The sequence below is a fragment of the Sphingomonas sp. 1185 genome (assembly GCF_040544655.1).
Classification (GTDB): domain Bacteria; phylum Pseudomonadota; class Alphaproteobacteria; order Sphingomonadales; family Sphingomonadaceae; genus Sphingomonas.
Map to the genome: position 1 here is coordinate 1 of NZ_JBEPKL010000004.1, position 14,889 is coordinate 14,889.

The window sequence follows — 14,889 nt, forward strand, 5'->3', positions numbered from 1 at the left end:
ATCGGTGCCGCCATCGACACCTTCACGCCTGCCGAATGCGCCAACTACTTCGCCGCAGCCGGTTACGATGCAGACTGATCGGAATTTGCTCTAGCGCAGCTTGGGTGAGGGGTTGAGCGAGCCCAAAGGCTCGCGCGCTCGCCAAGCGAGCGCCTACCCCTCACCCAGCTCCGACTAGGCCTTTGCTTTCGCAAAGACCAAGTCTGCGCAACCCTCTCCCCTCTGCGAGGGGCGAGGGAAGGAGGCCCCTGAATGTCGATCCGCCTCAAATGCTATAAGTACCATCCCGGCCTTCGCCTGGGTGGCAGTTGTCGGACGTCGCAAGCGAAGCGCTGCGATCAAACGCCGAGCCATTCCTCGTCGCGCCGTCGCGGCTTCGGGTGAACCATCTCCCGTTCGCGTGAAGCCCCTCCCGCCGGAAGAGCCCCCGTTACTCCTCGCCCTCGCCATCGCGCTCGTCGGGCGGGCGGCGGTCCTCGGGGGGCGGGCCGGCGCGGTCGGGGCGGCGGCGGCCGGGGCCGACGGTGATCGATCCGTCCTCACCGGTGCGCAGGTCCAGCCCCATGCCCTGGATGATGTCCCCGACCGGGTCGCCCTCGATCGGCAGGGTTTCCTCTTCCATGCCGTTGGCGATCGCGTCGGGATCGACCTCCTGCTCGACCACCGGCGCGGCCACCGGCGGAATGTCCAGCGCGGACTGCATGAAGGCGCGCCAGATCCGCGCGGGCACGCCGCCGCCCGACAGGCCGGGGTTGGGGGTGTTGTCGTCATTGCCGACCCACACGCCCACCACCAGGTCGCGCGCGAAGCCGATGAACAGTGCGTCGCGCGAATCCTGGGTCGTGCCGGTCTTGCCATAGGCGTCGACGGTCAGCAGCGCCTGCCGCCCCGTCCCCGTCTTGATCGAGGACGACAGCAGGTCGAGCATCCCGTCATGCACGGCGGACGAGAAGCCCGTCTTGCGGTTGGTCAGCGCCTGATACCAGCCCTTGTCCTTCACATCGCCCAGGCCGCGCGCGACGACCGGATAGCTTTCATTGGCGATGGCGGCATAGGCGGCGGTCAGCTCCAGCAGGCTGACGGTCGAGGTGCCCAGGCCGATCGTCGCCTCGTTGGCGATCGGGGTGGTGATGCCCAGGTCGCGCGCCGCCTTGATCACCGACTTCACGCCCACCGCTTGGGTCAGCCGCGCGGCGGCGACGTTCGACGAGCGGGCAAAGGCCTGGCGCAGCGTGATCTTGCCCAGATAGCGCCCGTCGCTGTTGCGCGGCTTCCAGCCCGCAATGTCGACCGGCTCGTCCTCGATGGTCGAGTCCGGGGTCATGCCCGAACGCAGCGCCGCCAGATAGACGAACAGCTTGAACGCCGAGCCCGGCTGGCGTCGCGCCTGGGTGGCGCGGTTGAAGGGGCTCTTGGAATAATCCTTGCCGCCGACCATCGCGACGACGCGGCCGTCGGGGCGCATCGCGACCAGCGCGACCTGTGCCTGGTTGAGCCCGGCGCTGCGCACCGTCCGCTCGGCGATCCGCTGGAGCCGGGGGTTGAGCGTCGTCTGGACGGTCGCCTCGGTCTTGATCTCGCCCGCCTGGTCGCGCGCCTCGGGTAGCACCCAGTCGGCGAAATAGGTGCCCGAGGGCAGGGTCTCGGGTCGCGAGGCGAGCACGCGCTGCGGCTGGACCGCATCGGCCTCGCGCTTGGTCAGGAAGCCCGCATCCTCCATCGCCGCGACGACCACCGCCTGGCGCGCGCGGGCGCCCTTCAGATTGGTGGTGGGGGCCAGACGCGAGGGCGCCTTGACCAGCCCGGCCAGCATCGCCGCCTGGCCGATGTTCAGCCTGTCCGGCGTGCGCCCGAAATAATGTTTCGAGGCGGCGGTGATGCCGTACACATTGTCGCCGAAATAGACGTTGGACAGATAGCGCGACAGGATCTCGTCCTTGGTCAGCCACGCCTCCAGCCAGAAGGCGATCATCGCCTCGCGGATCTTGCGGCCCGCCGTCCGGTCGGAATCGAGAAAGGCGTTCTTGGCCAGCTGCTGCGTGATGGTCGATCCGCCCTCGCGCACGCCGCCCGATCCGACATTGTGCCACATCGCGCGCAGGATGCCGCGCGGGTCGATGCCCCAGTGCGAGTAGAAGCGCCGGTCCTCGATCGCCATGAACGCTTCGCGCACATGGGCGGGCAGCTTGGCCGCGTCGACCGGCGCGCCGATGATCGCGCCGCGCCGTGCGATCGGGGTGCCGTCATCGGCGGTCAGCGTGATCGACGGCGGCGTCGGCGGCTGGAGCGAGCGTGACAGCGGCGCGGTGACCGCCAGCCAGATGATCGCTAGTACCAGCAGGATGATGCCCACCCCCGTACCGCGCACGATCCACCGGCCCCAGTGGATGCGGTGGCGCGGGCGTTCGGCGGGCGCCTCGTCCTCGTCGGTGCCGAAGGACCAGCTCTGGGTCTCGGCATCGTAGAGCGGATAGTTGGGCCCCACCGGCTCATAGGGGCGATTGATGGGCGTACGGTCGGGATTGAAAGGGTCGGGGCGCATCACAGGGTTCCGGCGGTCTGCCACTCGCGTGTATTACTTTGCCAGAACACCGCGCGCAAGCTCATGGCGCAGTTTACCCCGTTTGCGGCACCTCCGGCAAGCGGTCTGCGGGGGGCGTCTGTTCGATCAGCCCGGCACGGTGCGCGACGATGGTCGGGACCAGCGCCTGGCCCGCCACGTTGATCGCGGTCCGCCCCATGTCGAGGATCGGGTCGATCGCCAGCAGCAGACCCGCGCCCTCCAGCGGCAGGCCCAGGGTCGACAGGGTCAGGGTCAGCATCACGACCGCGCCGGTCAGCCCGGCGGTCGCCGCCGAACCCAGCACCGAGACGAGCACGATCAGCACATAATCGCCGACATGCAGCGGCAGGCCGTAATATTGCGCGACGAACAGCGCCGATATGGCGGGATAGATGGCCGCACAGCCGTCCATCTTGGTCGTCGCGGCAAAGGGCACCGCAAAGGCCGAATAGGCACGCGGCACGCCCAGCCGCCGCTCCACCGCATCCTCGGTCACGGGCAGGGTGGCGATCGACGAGCGCGAGACGAAGCCCAGCTGGATCGCGGGCCAGGCGGCGGCGAAGAAGCGCTTCGGCGACAGCCCGTTGGCCAGCAGCAGCAGCGGATAGACGACGAACAGGACGAGGCCGAGCCCGATATAGACCGTCAGCGCGAAGCTGCCGAGCGCCGAGAGCGACTGCCAGCCATAGCGGACGATGGCATTGCCCAGCAGCGCGCCCGACCCGATCGGGGTCAGCCGGATCACCCAGGACAGGATGCGCCGGAAGATGGCGAGCGCCGAGGCGTTGAACGACAGGAAGCTTTCGCCCTTGTCGCCGACCCGCACCGCCGCGACACCGATCGCGACCGCCATGACGATGATCTGCAGGATGTTGAACGACAGCCCGGTCTTGAGCGCGCCGCCATCGCCCGCGCTGGTCGAGGCGGACAGGCCCAGGATGTTGGACGGGATCAGCCCGCGCAGGAAGTCGAGCCACGAGCCCGCCGTGTCGGGCCGCACCGCGCTGCCCGCCGCGACGCCGGCATGCAGGCCGGGTTGCAGGACGGTGCCCAGCGTCAGCCCGATCGTGACCGCGATCAGCGCGGTGATCGCGAACCAGATGAAGGTGGCGGCGACCAGCCGCGCGGCATTGTTCAGGTCGCGCAAAGCCGCGATCGACGCGACGATGGCGGTGAACACCAGGGGGACGACCAGCACCTTGAGCAGCTGGACGAAGCTCTCGCCGATGATCCGCAACGCCTCGGCCAGTCCGGCGACATTCTGCGCGCGCGCGAACAGCCCGAGCAGCAGCCCGACGGCCATGCCGACGAAGACCTGGGCCCCAAAGGAAAAACGAAATTTCATTGGGCCATAGCTAGCGAAGCCGCGAAACGATCCCAACCAAGTTTTGTGATGGGTCCCGAAAGCTGGGGGATCGCCCCGGCCCGGTCACGGGCGGGGGGAAATGGTGCTGCCGGTGAGGATTGAACTCACGACCTCAGCCTTACCAAGGATGCGCTCTACCACTGAGCTACGGCAGCACTCGCGTTTCACCGCGGGAAGCGCGCCTAGAGACGATCCGGCGGGCGTTGTCAAGCGGCCGTTTGCCGGAATATGCATTTTGTCATGACAAAAGACGAACGCGCGGAACGGCTGGCGGCGCAGCTGCGGGAAAATCTGAAACGTCGCAAGGCCCAGGCCAGGGGGCTGGACACCCCCGCCCCCGCCGCCCCGCCGCGCGACACGCCGCCAGAGGAGCGGGGCGCCGACTGACGGGGCGCGGGCCCGCCATGCAGAAAAAAGGCGCCGTCCCGGCCGGAGCAGGGACGGCGCCTTCGCATTGGGTCGGCGTGCGATCAGAACTTCTGGCGCAGGCCGATCATGAGCGAGGTCGACGAGCTCTTCAGCTTATAGTCGGTGGTCGAGCGGCTGAGATCCTGATCGAGCGTGACGCCCTTCATCCGCAGGCCCGACGTCTTCGCATAGCGGCCGAGCACTTCGATCGACGTCATCGGCGCCACGTCATAGCTGACGCCCGCGTCCAGATGCCAGCGGAAGCCCCAGTCGGTGCCGACGATGTCCGCGCTGGGCTTCAGCGTGCCGGGATTGGCGCTGCGCGCTTCGCGATAGGCCGAATATTTGACGCGCGAGGCGCCGATGCCGCCGCCGACGAACGGCTTGAGGGGGCCGTCCTGGATCAGGTCGACATAGGCCGAAACGCCCAGGTCGAACGACTTGGCACGGCCGCCTGCGACATAATTCTTGTCGCCCAGGGCCTTGGGATTGACGCTGGCGGTGTCGTAACCCGCCGTGCCTTCCAGGCGGAACCCGCCAAAGTCGTAACCCAGGCCCAGTTCGCCGGTGAAGCCGGAATTGTTGTCGATATTCTTGGGCAGCGTCGGCGCCGTCTTCGACACGGTCTGGCCCTTGGCCAGCACCCGGTTGGTCTTGACGTCCGAGTCGACCTGCACGCCGGCGCGGGCGACGGCATAGGGACCGGGTTCGGACTGCTGCGCGGCCGCGGGGGCAACGGCGACGATGGTGGCAATCATGCTGACGGCCAGGGCCGTCGAATACCGGTACGCACCGAGACGAGCGGCCGCGAACGTGCTAACCAGGGTCATGGAAAATCGTCCTTCGAAATGAAACTTGTTTCGAGTGGGCTGCACCAGTCTGCGTCCCCCTACACTCGCAAGACGACACCATTTCCGATATGCCTTGGGTCCCCGGAAAATTTTTTGGAAAAACTTGGTGGGGGAATTTTCTGCTTGGTCGTTGCTGTCACGGTCCTGCCCATGGCGCAACGAAAACGGCCGCGCGTCGAAACGCGCGGCCGCTATTCACAAAGGCTCCTGGCGAGCCTGGCCGATTACTGCTCGCGATACAGGCGCCATTCCTCCACGACGCGTCCGTTCGGCAGATGGCAATAGCCCGTCGTGCCGCCCGGCCCCTCGCGCATTTCCAGGCGCCCCTTCTGCTTCAGGCAGTAACCCGATGCCGGATTGGCGAGACCGATGCGATCGCGGCGGGCCGGGGCGGGCTTGCCCTCGTCGCGGCGGTACAGCGCCCAGGCATCGACCGTCTTGCCATTGGGCAGGCGGCACAGCCCTACATCGCCCTGCGGCGTGTGGCGGTCGATGTTGGTGCCGCCGATCTTGTCGCAATAGACCGATGCGGGATTGGCCATGGACGCGTCGTTGCGCGGCTTCGGGGCGGGGGGACGCTTCTGGCTTTCGCGGAACAGCTTCCACTCTTCCACGATCCGGCCGTTGGGCAACCGGCAATAGCCGATCTCGCCCGATGGCGTCTTGCGCGAGAATGAGGTTCCCTTGATCGAGACGCAATATTCCGAAGCGGGATTGGCGATGCCTTGCCTATTGGCCTGCGCCTGGGCGGGAGTCGCAAGCATGGCCGCACCCGCGGACACCAGGCTGGTCATCAGAAATACTTTGAGCTTCATATATTTGTCCTTCCCAACGAAGCCGGGAATTTTCCCGTTATGGAGATTGTCATTCCGAAGACGGGTTATTCCTTACTCCGTATTGCCGGTAGCTGAATGAACCGCTCGCCGGTATTCGACGGTCGGCTTTCGAGGCCGGGCAATGGGGATGACGGAGCGGTACGGCCGATACCGTAAAAACAATCGTCAGAAAGCGGCATCCAGCCCGATGCGGAAGGTCCGGGGGCGCAGCGGCGTGACCTGTCCCTTGCCGGTGAAGAAGGGGGTTCCCAGCGCGAAACGGTTGCCGCGCGTATCGGTCAGGTTCGTCACGCCCGCCGTCAGGCCGAAGCGATCCCATCCCAGCCGGGCGGTGAGGCCGCTGTCGAGGAAATTGCCCTGCTCCTCACCCAGCTCGGGTCCGACCCCGAGCCGCGAGGTGCCCACATAGCGGGCCCAGCCATCGACCTTCAGCCGCGTGCGATCGGATAGCGCGGCGTCATAGGACAGCCCGATGCGCGCGGTGACGTTGGCGATGTTCGGAATGGGCCCCAGCCGCGCCGTCACGCCCCCTCCAGCGCCAGCGCCTGCGCCTGTGCTCGCCACGTCGTCGGTCGTAGACGATTTCGGGGTGCGTTCGTTGATGCTGCTGTCGTTGAGCGAGAGCGCGGTGTCGACCCGCAGCCCCTTCGCCACCCGCGCGGAGGCGGTCGTCTCCACCGTCCAGATGTCGCCATTGCCCACATTGGCGGTGGACAAAAGGCCGCCCGCATCGACGAAGTCGGCCTGGATATTGCGCCAGTCGGTATGGGCGACCGTGAGGGAGAAGGCGAATGGGCTTCGCCCGGCGTGACCCAGGCGATAGCCCGCCTCGATCGTCGCGACATGGTCGCTGTTGAAGCGGCGGACATAGCCGTCGAAGATCGTCAACCCGCCGGGCCGAAACCCCTGCTGATAGCGCAGGAACATCGCGGCATCGGCCCCCACGTCCAGCAGGGCCGAGGCGGAAGGCAACAAGGAAAGCTTCCGTCGCGAGGCCAGCGTCGCCCCTACCTCGGGCCCGCTCTGCACCAGCGTGTCCTCGGCCGCCCCCGTCAGCACCGATCGGTTCACGCGCAGGCCGCCCGTCACCAAAAGGCTCTTCGTCCATCGCGCGCTCGCCTCGCCATAGGCGGTGGCATCCTGCGCCGCGTTCGACACGCCGGGAAGCTGCTGGCGGTCGCCGAGCGACAGGAAGGCGCGCGACAGCCGCGAGCGATTGTCGGTATAGCTCAGGCCCAGCAGCCATCCCGATCCGTCGGCATGCGTGACCCAGCCGCGCGTCTCGTTGGCGAACATGCGCGTCCGGTTGGTCTGGAGGAAGACCGTCGGGTCGTCGCCCGCCACCGTCGCGTCGTAACGTTCGGTCAGGTCATGCGCGGTGATGCCGGTCGAGGAACTGAACCGCACCTCTCCGATCCGGCCGTTCAGTACGAACTGGCCCTGGCGGAAGTCGCTTCCGAACCCCTCGACGACCTTGGTGTTGCGGGTCAGGGGGGCGCCGTTCCAATCCGCATATTGGCTGTCGGCCCCGCGGATACGCTGGCCGATCCCGATCAGTTCGGCGCTCCAATGGTCGGCGATCTTCAGGTGCACGGTGCCGCGCCCGCCCGCGATGCGCGTGGTGTTGACATTGTGGCGACCGAGCAGCGGCTTGTCGATGTAGCCGCCTTCCTCGACCGCCGTGGCGACCAGCCTGATGCCCAGCCGATCCGTCACGATCGGCAGATTGAGCACCCCCTGCGCGTCATATCCCGGCGCGCCATGCTTGGTGGCGGAGGCGCCCACCGCGACCGATCCGCCGGTGCGGTCCAGCTCGACGGGATTGGGAACCAGCCGGATCAGGCCGCCGAGCGAACCGGCGCCGTACAGCGTGCCCTGCGGCCCGGCCAGCACCTCGACCGCCGCCAGATCGGCCAGCCGAAGATCCGGGTCGGGGGAATTATAGCCCAGGCGCAGGTCGCCGAAATATTGGCCGACGGTCGCCTGGGTCGGGCCGGTGAAGCTGGAATCGGCGATGCCGCGTATGAACAGCTTGTTGCGCCCGGCCCCCAGATAGGTCGACGCCAGGGTCGACAGGCGAGAGGTCAGCCGCTCCGTCCCTCCGGCGCCGCCGAATTCCAGGTCCCGGCCGGAGATCCGCATGATCTGTCCCGCGACATGATCGAGGGGCAGGTCGCGCTTGCTGGCCACCACGACGATATCGGGCGTGGGCGGGGCGGGAGGCGCGGGTGCCGGGGCGGGTGGCCGGGGTCTGGGCGGGGGCGTGCGGTGCGCCGCTGCGCGGCCCGGCACCAGCCGGAAGAGCGCGGCATCGATCGGCTCGACCGCGCCGCCGCAGCGCGCGGCGATCAGGCGCAGCGCGGCGAGCACGGTCATCCGTCCGCGCAGCGCGGGCACCGGCTTTCCCCATAGCCGCGCATCGGTCACCACGACGCTGACGCCGCCCAGCCGCCCCAGCGCCAGAACCTGGCTGCTGACGCTGCCGGCGGGCAGATCGATCGCCAGCGTCGGCGCGGCGGCGGCAGACGTCGCGGTCGCGGTCGTCAACAGCCCGACCGCGACCCACCCGGCGGCCGGCCTCACCGATCGCCGCCCAGCACCCAGGTCTGGCCGTCCGTCCGGACATTCACCGCCAGCAGGCGACCCAGCAGCGCCGGATCGTCGTTCAGCGAGCGGAGATCGACCGTGCCGCTGAACAGCCGATCGGCGACGGAGGCGTCGGCGCGCACGGCATGGCCCATCTGACGGCTGAGATCACGGGCGACGTCGGACAGGGAAGCGCCGTCGAACGTCACCCGCCCTTCGCGCCAGCCCCCGACATCCTCGGCGCGCTCGCGACGGAAGGAGCGGCCGCCCGTCACCACCACCGCCTGACCGGGATCGAGCCGAAGCCCCGCGCCCTTCGGATCGATCATCACCGCGCCCTCCGCCACCGCGACGCGCGTCCGCTGCGGATCGCGCTTCACGTCGAAGACGGTGCCCAGATCGACCATCGTCGTCTCCCCGGCCGTCACCCGGAAGGGATGCGCCGCGTCATGCCGGACCCGGAACAGCATCTCGCCACGATCCGCGACCGCCACCCGTGCGTTCGCGCGGTCCAGCGTCACGCGCGAGCCGCCCGCCATGATGATCTGGCTGCCATCGGCCAGCGCGATCGCGCGCTGCTCGCCGGGGCGGGTTTCCACCGCATAAGGCTGCGACCGGCTGTTCCAGACCGAGGTGCCGACGACCACGGCCAGCATCGCGGCGACGGCCCCGCCGCCCCAGCGCCAATAGCCACGCCGCGCCGCGCCGGCATCATTGGCGGCGACCGGCACGGCCTGGACCGGGGCGGTAGGGGCGGGTGCGGCCTGAACGGGGGCCGTCTGGACGGGCAGGGCCGCGACGCGGTCGCGCGCCTCGGCGATGGCCATCGTCGCATCGTCATACCGGTCCGGGTTCAGCGGATCGGCCTCCAGCCACGCGGTCAGCCCGTCCCAATCGTCGAAATCGGGATCGGCGGCACGGATGGCCCAATCCAGTGCATGGTCCTCGACCTTCCTGCCGGTCATCGTGCCTTGTCCTTGATCGCGATGGCGTGGGTGATGCTCATCGCAGGTCTTCCTTCAATTCGATCAATGCGCGCGTGGCGATCCGCAGATCCGCCTCCACCGTGCTGAGGCTGACGCCGAGTTCGGTCGCGATCTGTCGTTGCGACACGCCGTCGATCCGGGCGCGGCGGAAGATCGTTTCCCGACGCGCGCCCAGCTTTGCGAGCACCGCCGCCACCCTGGTCACTTCCTGTCGCGCACCGATCACCCGCTCGCCCGCCGGTTCGCCCGAGGTTTCGCCGTCGCTGCTCAGGTCGTACCAGTCCTGGTCGCGGCGCTCCGCCTGGCGGCGCGCCCGATAGCGGTCGATCATCAACGTATCGGCGGCGCGAAACAGATAGGACATGGGATTGGCGATCGGTCCCGGCGAAAGTGTTGAAATCTTTAGCCAAAGATCATTCACCAGGTCTTCGGCGGAATCGCCCGCACCGCGCGCGACCAGGAACCGGACAAGTTTGTCGCGGTTGGCCAGATAGACTGCTTCGAGCCCGCTTGATGACATCGACACCGACATGATGGGAGTGAATCGTATCGAACTCCTTAGTGACGGATCGTTGAAAAAGGAATTCGCCGCCGTCACCCGCCGCGGATGCATGCGGGCGGGCGGCGGGGCGTGATCCCCTGCACGGCAAAAGTCCTGCCGCAGCATCGCGGCCCCATGGCGGTTACCGGCCACGGTACAGCGCCCATTCCTCGACCACCGCGCCGTTGGGCAAATGGCAATAACCCGTCTGGCCGTCCGGCGCGTCCACCGTCTCCAGCGTGCCGCCCAGTTCCTCGCAATAGGCGCTGGCGGGGTTGGACATGACCGCGATGCCTGGCCGTGGCCGGGGGAAATGCTGCTCGTCGATGGCGGGGCGATTTGGCTGGCGGCAATAGGGCGTGCCGTCGACAAGGATGCTGACCCCGCCGGTGCGGAGACACGCCCCGGTCTCGGGCGCCTGCACGCTCACCTGCGGAAAGGCTTCCGCGCTGGTCAGGATCAGCGCCGGTACGCCCGCGCATATCAGCAATCCCGTCGCGACATAGGCCAGTCGATCCATCACATACCCGTCCTTCATCCGCCTGCCCCTGATCCGCGCGCGGGCTTTTCACGCTGCTTTCACTCAGCAGACGGAGCGAAAGGGGCATTGCCTTTGAATCGCGACGGCGAGGTCCGTCACCCGTTCCAGGTCCAAGCCTGTCCATGCGCGGTGTTCGGGATCAGCGTCGCCGAGAGGAGGAGGGAGGTCAGGCAAAGAGCGAGCAGTCGCATCGGTCGTCCTATGATCCAGCCGCCCGGAACAAGGCGGCATGCCGGGTGGGACAGGAGCGGGGCGGGGGCTCCGCGATCCTGCGCTTCGAAGGCAGCGGGGCAGGGGCGATCATCCCGCATGGCTGGCCTTCCGGCGCGGGCAGGCGGGGAGGGGGGCGGACGGATCGACCTGGCCATAGGGCGTTTCCTCCACCACGGCGTCCGGGTCGCCCAGCCCCTTCAATCGCCGCACCCGCGCCTCGCGCTGGTCGAGATAGCGATCCCGTCGGGCAGCATAGGGATCGGGCTGTTCGCTGATCTCGCGCAACTCTTCATCCATCTCGACGCGGCGATCGAGCGTCCGCACGACGTTGCTGATGACGATATAGGCGCGGTTGCGGAACGGCCCCCCGATCGCGACCGGCGAGGCGATGCCGTCGACCGCACCGCCGACGAGATCGCGCAAGGTGGTTGGCCCGAGCAGGGGCAGGAACAGGAATGGCCCCTGTTTGACGCCATAAAAGCCCAGCGTGTCCGAAAAGCCGTTGGGGCGGCGCGGAAGACGGAAGGGGCACCGGCGCGCCATGTCGACCACTCCCGCCAGTCCGATCGTAGAGTTGATCGCGAAGCGGCCCACCGTCTCCGCCGCCTTGCCGAATTTGAACTGAAGGAGGAAGTTCACGAAGGCGACCGGCTCGCGCAGATTGGCGAAGAAGTTGCGCAGCCCGGTGCGGACCGGCCGTGGCGCGGCCTGCTCATAGACATGGGCGGCGGGTTCCAGGATGGCGTCGTCCACCTTCTCGGACAGCGCGAAGGCGGCGGCGTTCACCGCGCGCAGCGGATCGTTCGCGCGGTGTCGGCTCGCGGTCACCACAATCTCCTCCGCCTCGCCGGGATCGCTGTCCGGGGCGGGAGCGGCGGCGGCTTCGGGCGGGGCGAAGGCATGGACATCCTCGATCGTGATCGAGGCCGCCTCGAAATCCGGCGGCAGGGACACCGATCGCTGCACGGGCAGCGACGGGGTCGCCAGTATCGCGACCAGCGACAACGCGATCAACGGCCCTCTCCCTGGCTCTGGACACCCGGACCGGCGTGGGCGCCGCGCACCAGGATGGCGCTCGCGGACCCCGACACGCAAAGGGCGCCGGTCGCCAGCGTCAGGGCAGGAAGCGTCATGGGTCAGGTCCTTCGCATCGACGAAGCGCACGATCACCTCCGTCATCACAGGGACGGAGTCGGCGTCGGACCACCTTATATCCGAACGATCGTATACGGCTGGTTTCGGTCAGCGGGCGAAAGGGAATGGTTGCTCGGCGTTGCGGGACGACGTGGCGCAAGTGGGCGGCCGTGATGACGGCGATGCTCCGCAGTCTCCCTATACTGGAGGCAAGAGCGGAGAAATCCTATGGCCTGCGTCAAGACCTGGCAGGCTCGCCCGCAATCGGGGCGCCGAGCGTCGGGATTGCAAAGGCTCTCATCCACCAATCGAGCGGTCAGACCGAAACCTTCGCGATGGGCGGCGGTTGTTTCCATTGCGGAGAAGTTCGGCCGAGCGCCACATACACCGTATGAGTGGACGAAGAAGGCCGAGGTCGAGAGCGGAAAGCGCGCCGAGGTTCCGACCGAGGTGGCGGACAAGCTGAAGGCGTTGCAACGCGAGAATCGCGAACCGCGTCAGTTCAACCAAATCCTGTGCAAAGGCACCTGTGTATTTTGCCCAGGCGAAGCTCGACCACCACTTCCGGCGATGATCGCCTTAATCGACGATCATCGCGAAGCCTATTCGCTCAAAACGCAACTGTAATGCTAAGCATAACGCGCAAGGCTGAAATCCTTCATTTGTCGGCGATCAGCCATGTCTCCGCCACCTGTTTCCCGCGTCCGCTGCCCCCCATGCCGGACGGTCGGGTCCAGGCCAGGTCGAGCGTCCCCCCAGCGGTGGCCTCGCGCGGGATGGAGAGCGTCACCTGCATCGGGTTGGCGGTGCGGGCGAACTGATCCTGGAGAACGATATGGCCGTTGGCGACCAGCCGTATGGGCAGCGTATAGTCCTCCCCCGCATAGGTGACGGTCAGCCGGTAGCTGCGACGCGGGTCGAGGCCGGTATAATGCAGCCGCAACGGGCTGTCATACAGCGTCTCGGCATAGTCCAGCTCGCCGGGCCACCAGCCATCCTCGGGCGTGCGGTCGGCGATGCCGTCGATCGCGGTGATGAACATCTGCGGATCGGCCGTGAAGCCCAGCCCGCGCACCAGATGCGGCTCGGCATCGGGGCGGCCGAGATCGTCGTACAGCGCCCCCTCCGCGCGTCGGCTGCGATCGGGGATCGGCCAGCCTTTGGCCATCTGCGCAGTGATCCAGGCACGCCCGGTCAGGTCGACATCGGCACGGTCGAGATTGGCGCCGCGTTCGATGTTGGACGCGCCGAAGCGCTTCACGCTGAGCTGCAACCGCGCCTGCTGCCACAGCCGCTCTGCCAGGATGTTCAACCGGGCGAGCAGCGCCGCTGCCTCCGGCCCGTCCCCGGTCGCCAGGATCGCCCCTGCCCGTTCGGGATCGGGGGCAGCCAGGGCGGCCGCCCGGCGTGCACGCGCGGCGATGGTGCGGCGACGGACCATCGCGTCATAGACCGCCCGGTAACGCAGCGCGTCGATCCGCCAGTCGGCAAAGGCGGCGGGCCGGATCGCGTCCGCCAGGCGCAGCGTCGCGTCGATCCGTTCGTTGCTCGCCGGATCGCCGACCCAGTTGGCCTCCAGCGCGGGCGGAAGCATCGCGGCCATGGGATCGCCGATGAACATCCGAACATAGTCGCGCGCAAAGGCCTTCGGATGGGTGTGCGGGTTCCAGCCCAGCTCGAACCAGAGGAACTGGTTGAAATCGTCGTTCACCCCTTCGGAATAGGTGATGAACCCGGAGGTCAGGGGCATGAAGCGCGCGAAGATGTGCGTATAGGCGGCCGGGCGCGGATTGATCGGCTCGCGTCCCTCGGTCAGCGCGAATTCGGGCCACCAGCGCGGCACGGGGAATTGCGCGTGCATCGTGTGCGCAATGTCGGGATAGAGGATCAGCGGATAGCGCGCCGGAATCCGCGCGCGTTCGAGCGGCAGCGGATCGCGGGTCTGCGGCCCCACGAAAACGCCGGTCAGCCAGTCGGGGCGCTTGTCCAGTTCGTGATAGAAGGCCTCGAACCCCGCCGCGTCGAACCCTTGCGACGAGATATAGACGGACGCTGCGGGGTTGCGCGCGTGGAGCAGGGCAGCCTGCTGCGCCACCAGCGGGAATAGGAGCGACGGCGATGTATGACCCGGATCGCCGCCCGGCACATAGAGTGCATCGACATGGGGCAGATCGGCGAGCGTCCGCCGGAACGCCGCGAGTTCCGCCTCCACCGCGCCTAGTTTCTCGTAGTGACCGAGTTCGGGATAATAGAGCGCAAGGTCCAACCCCAGCCGATGGGTGATGGTCGCGATCCCCGCCAGCGTCTCGCGCACGGGTGCGGGGAAGAGCGGTCCCGTCTCGTCATCATCTGAGACGGGGGCGATCAACTGCACGCCGCTCGCGCCCCAGAGTGCGAAATCCTCGATCCGCCGCTGAAACATGGGCAGCGTCCAGGCGTCATAGCTGTTGTTCTTGGGGCGATAGCCGATCTGGGTCAGCCGCGTGGCATAAGCGGGCGACTGGCGGACCGTCCCTTTCAGCGACAGACGCGCCGTCCCGCCCGCGATGTCGAGATGGCGCAGGGCCCAGCCTGCGCCATAGACCAAGCCGCGCGTTCCCTCGGCCGTGATGACGGTGACGGGACCGACCCGGCGGACCTCGAAGGCCTCGCGGCCCAGCGATGCCGGGCGCCGCCACCGCCCCCGCCATCGGGGAGGCAGCGCCTTGGCAACCCCGTCCGGCGGAGCGATCAACAGCCGAACGGTGCCGCAATGCTGCACCCTCTCGGCCATTCGACGGGTCAACAGGTCGGCCGCAACCTCTCCCCCCGGTCCGACCGTAACACAGGACGCCGCGAGCGCGGCCGCTGCAAGGATCATGCGG

The 14,889-nt window shown here is 67.8% G+C and carries 12 protein-coding genes, 1 tRNA gene and 1 pseudogene; 2 read left to right on the forward strand and 12 right to left on the reverse strand.

The genetic code is table 11. The features are described from left to right. Window positions 1-430: 430 nt before the first annotated feature. The 3 genes from ABIC44_RS04500 to ABIC44_RS04510 all read right to left on the reverse strand — a co-directional run bounded on the left by ABIC44_RS04500 (window position 431) and on the right by ABIC44_RS04510 (window position 4,084). On the reverse strand, window positions 431-2,542 hold the full coding sequence (locus ABIC44_RS04500) for a transglycosylase domain-containing protein (protein ID WP_354293952.1): 2,112 nt from the start codon (window positions 2,540-2,542) through the stop codon (window positions 431-433). 73 nt (window positions 2,543-2,615) lie between these two features. Next, entirely contained in the window at window positions 2,616-3,908 is a 1,293-nt protein-coding gene (locus tag ABIC44_RS04505; protein WP_354293953.1) for a dicarboxylate/amino acid:cation symporter, read from the reverse strand. 101 nt (window positions 3,909-4,009) lie between these two features. Next, a tRNA-Thr gene (locus tag ABIC44_RS04510) sits at window positions 4,010-4,084 on the reverse strand. A gap of 85 nt (window positions 4,085-4,169) precedes the next feature. Here ABIC44_RS04510 and ABIC44_RS04515 point away from each other — a divergent pair. Then, window positions 4,170-4,316: a hypothetical protein gene (locus ABIC44_RS04515; protein ID WP_354293954.1), complete on the forward strand. Its 147-nt coding sequence runs from the start codon at window positions 4,170-4,172 to the stop codon at window positions 4,314-4,316. A gap of 83 nt (window positions 4,317-4,399) precedes the next feature. Here ABIC44_RS04515 and ABIC44_RS04520 read toward each other — a convergent pair whose 3' ends face one another. The 8 genes from ABIC44_RS04520 to ABIC44_RS04555 form a co-directional block, all read right to left on the reverse strand. After that, on the reverse strand, window positions 4,400-5,167 hold the full coding sequence (locus ABIC44_RS04520; RefSeq protein WP_309700495.1) for an outer membrane protein: 768 nt from the start codon (window positions 5,165-5,167) through the stop codon (window positions 4,400-4,402). A 245-nt stretch (window positions 5,168-5,412) separates the two neighbouring features. After that, window positions 5,413-6,003: a putative hemolysin gene (locus ABIC44_RS04525; protein WP_354293956.1), complete on the reverse strand. Its 591-nt coding sequence runs from the start codon at window positions 6,001-6,003 to the stop codon at window positions 5,413-5,415. A gap of 186 nt (window positions 6,004-6,189) precedes the next feature. Further along, window positions 6,190-8,607: a TonB-dependent receptor gene (locus tag ABIC44_RS04530; RefSeq protein ID WP_354293958.1), complete on the reverse strand. Its 2,418-nt coding sequence runs from the start codon at window positions 8,605-8,607 to the stop codon at window positions 6,190-6,192. Then, on the reverse strand, window positions 8,604-9,575 hold the full coding sequence (locus ABIC44_RS04535) for a FecR family protein (RefSeq protein WP_354293960.1): 972 nt from the start codon (window positions 9,573-9,575) through the stop codon (window positions 8,604-8,606). The genes ABIC44_RS04530 and ABIC44_RS04535 overlap by 4 nt, the downstream gene beginning before the upstream one ends. Before the next feature lie 37 nt (window positions 9,576-9,612). Then, the gene (locus ABIC44_RS04540) at window positions 9,613-10,263 is read right to left on the reverse strand and encodes a sigma-70 family RNA polymerase sigma factor (RefSeq protein WP_354293961.1); all 651 of its coding nucleotides are present in this window, start codon (window positions 10,261-10,263) and stop codon (window positions 9,613-9,615) included. A gap of 16 nt (window positions 10,264-10,279) precedes the next feature. Beyond that, window positions 10,280-10,675: a putative hemolysin gene (locus tag ABIC44_RS04545; protein ID WP_309697908.1), complete on the reverse strand. Its 396-nt coding sequence runs from the start codon at window positions 10,673-10,675 to the stop codon at window positions 10,280-10,282. A 303-nt stretch (window positions 10,676-10,978) separates the two neighbouring features. Continuing rightward, window positions 10,979-11,905, reverse strand: coding sequence for an MlaA family lipoprotein (locus ABIC44_RS04550; RefSeq protein ID WP_354293963.1), 927 nt, complete (start codon window positions 11,903-11,905; stop codon window positions 10,979-10,981). Then, window positions 11,902-12,024, reverse strand: coding sequence for a hypothetical protein (locus tag ABIC44_RS04555; RefSeq protein WP_354293965.1), 123 nt, complete (start codon window positions 12,022-12,024; stop codon window positions 11,902-11,904). The genes ABIC44_RS04550 and ABIC44_RS04555 overlap by 4 nt, the downstream gene beginning before the upstream one ends. A gap of 328 nt (window positions 12,025-12,352) precedes the next feature. On the opposite strand from ABIC44_RS04555, the pseudogene ABIC44_RS04560 reads away from it, so the two are divergent. Then, a pseudogene (locus ABIC44_RS04560) lies at window positions 12,353-12,640 on the forward strand (IS3 family transposase); the annotation flags it as partial. Between the two features lie 43 nt (window positions 12,641-12,683). On the opposite strand, the gene ABIC44_RS04565 reads toward ABIC44_RS04560, so the two are convergent. Continuing rightward, the gene (locus ABIC44_RS04565; protein ID WP_354293966.1) at window positions 12,684-14,885 is read right to left on the reverse strand and encodes a hypothetical protein; all 2,202 of its coding nucleotides are present in this window, start codon (window positions 14,883-14,885) and stop codon (window positions 12,684-12,686) included. Window positions 14,886-14,889: the final 4 nt, after the last annotated feature.

What these genes read in the sequence shown, in the direction of transcription:
- ABIC44_RS04500 (WP_354293952.1), bottom strand. Translation starts at nt 2,542, where the DNA reads ATGCGCCCCGACCCTTTCAATCCCGACCGTACGCCCATCAATCGCCCC.
- ABIC44_RS04505 (WP_354293953.1), bottom strand. Translation starts at nt 3,908, where the DNA reads ATGAAATTTCGTTTTTCCTTTGGGGCCCAGGTCTTCGTCGGCATGGCC.
- ABIC44_RS04515 (WP_354293954.1), top strand. Translation starts at nt 4,170, where the DNA reads ATGACAAAAGACGAACGCGCGGAACGGCTGGCGGCGCAGCTGCGGGAA.
- ABIC44_RS04520 (WP_309700495.1), bottom strand. Translation starts at nt 5,167, where the DNA reads ATGACCCTGGTTAGCACGTTCGCGGCCGCTCGTCTCGGTGCGTACCGG.
- ABIC44_RS04525 (WP_354293956.1), bottom strand. Translation starts at nt 6,003, where the DNA reads ATGAAGCTCAAAGTATTTCTGATGACCAGCCTGGTGTCCGCGGGTGCG.
- ABIC44_RS04535 (WP_354293960.1), bottom strand. Translation starts at nt 9,575, where the DNA reads ATGACCGGCAGGAAGGTCGAGGACCATGCACTGGATTGGGCCATCCGT.
- ABIC44_RS04540 (WP_354293961.1), bottom strand. Translation starts at nt 10,263, where the DNA reads ATGCTGCGGCAGGACTTTTGCCGTGCAGGGGATCACGCCCCGCCGCCC.
- ABIC44_RS04545 (WP_309697908.1), bottom strand. Translation starts at nt 10,675, where the DNA reads ATGAAGGACGGGTATGTGATGGATCGACTGGCCTATGTCGCGACGGGA.
- ABIC44_RS04555 (WP_354293965.1), bottom strand. Translation starts at nt 12,024, where the DNA reads ATGACGCTTCCTGCCCTGACGCTGGCGACCGGCGCCCTTTGCGTGTCG.
- ABIC44_RS04565 (WP_354293966.1), bottom strand. Translation starts at nt 14,885, where the DNA reads ATGATCCTTGCAGCGGCCGCGCTCGCGGCGTCCTGTGTTACGGTCGGA.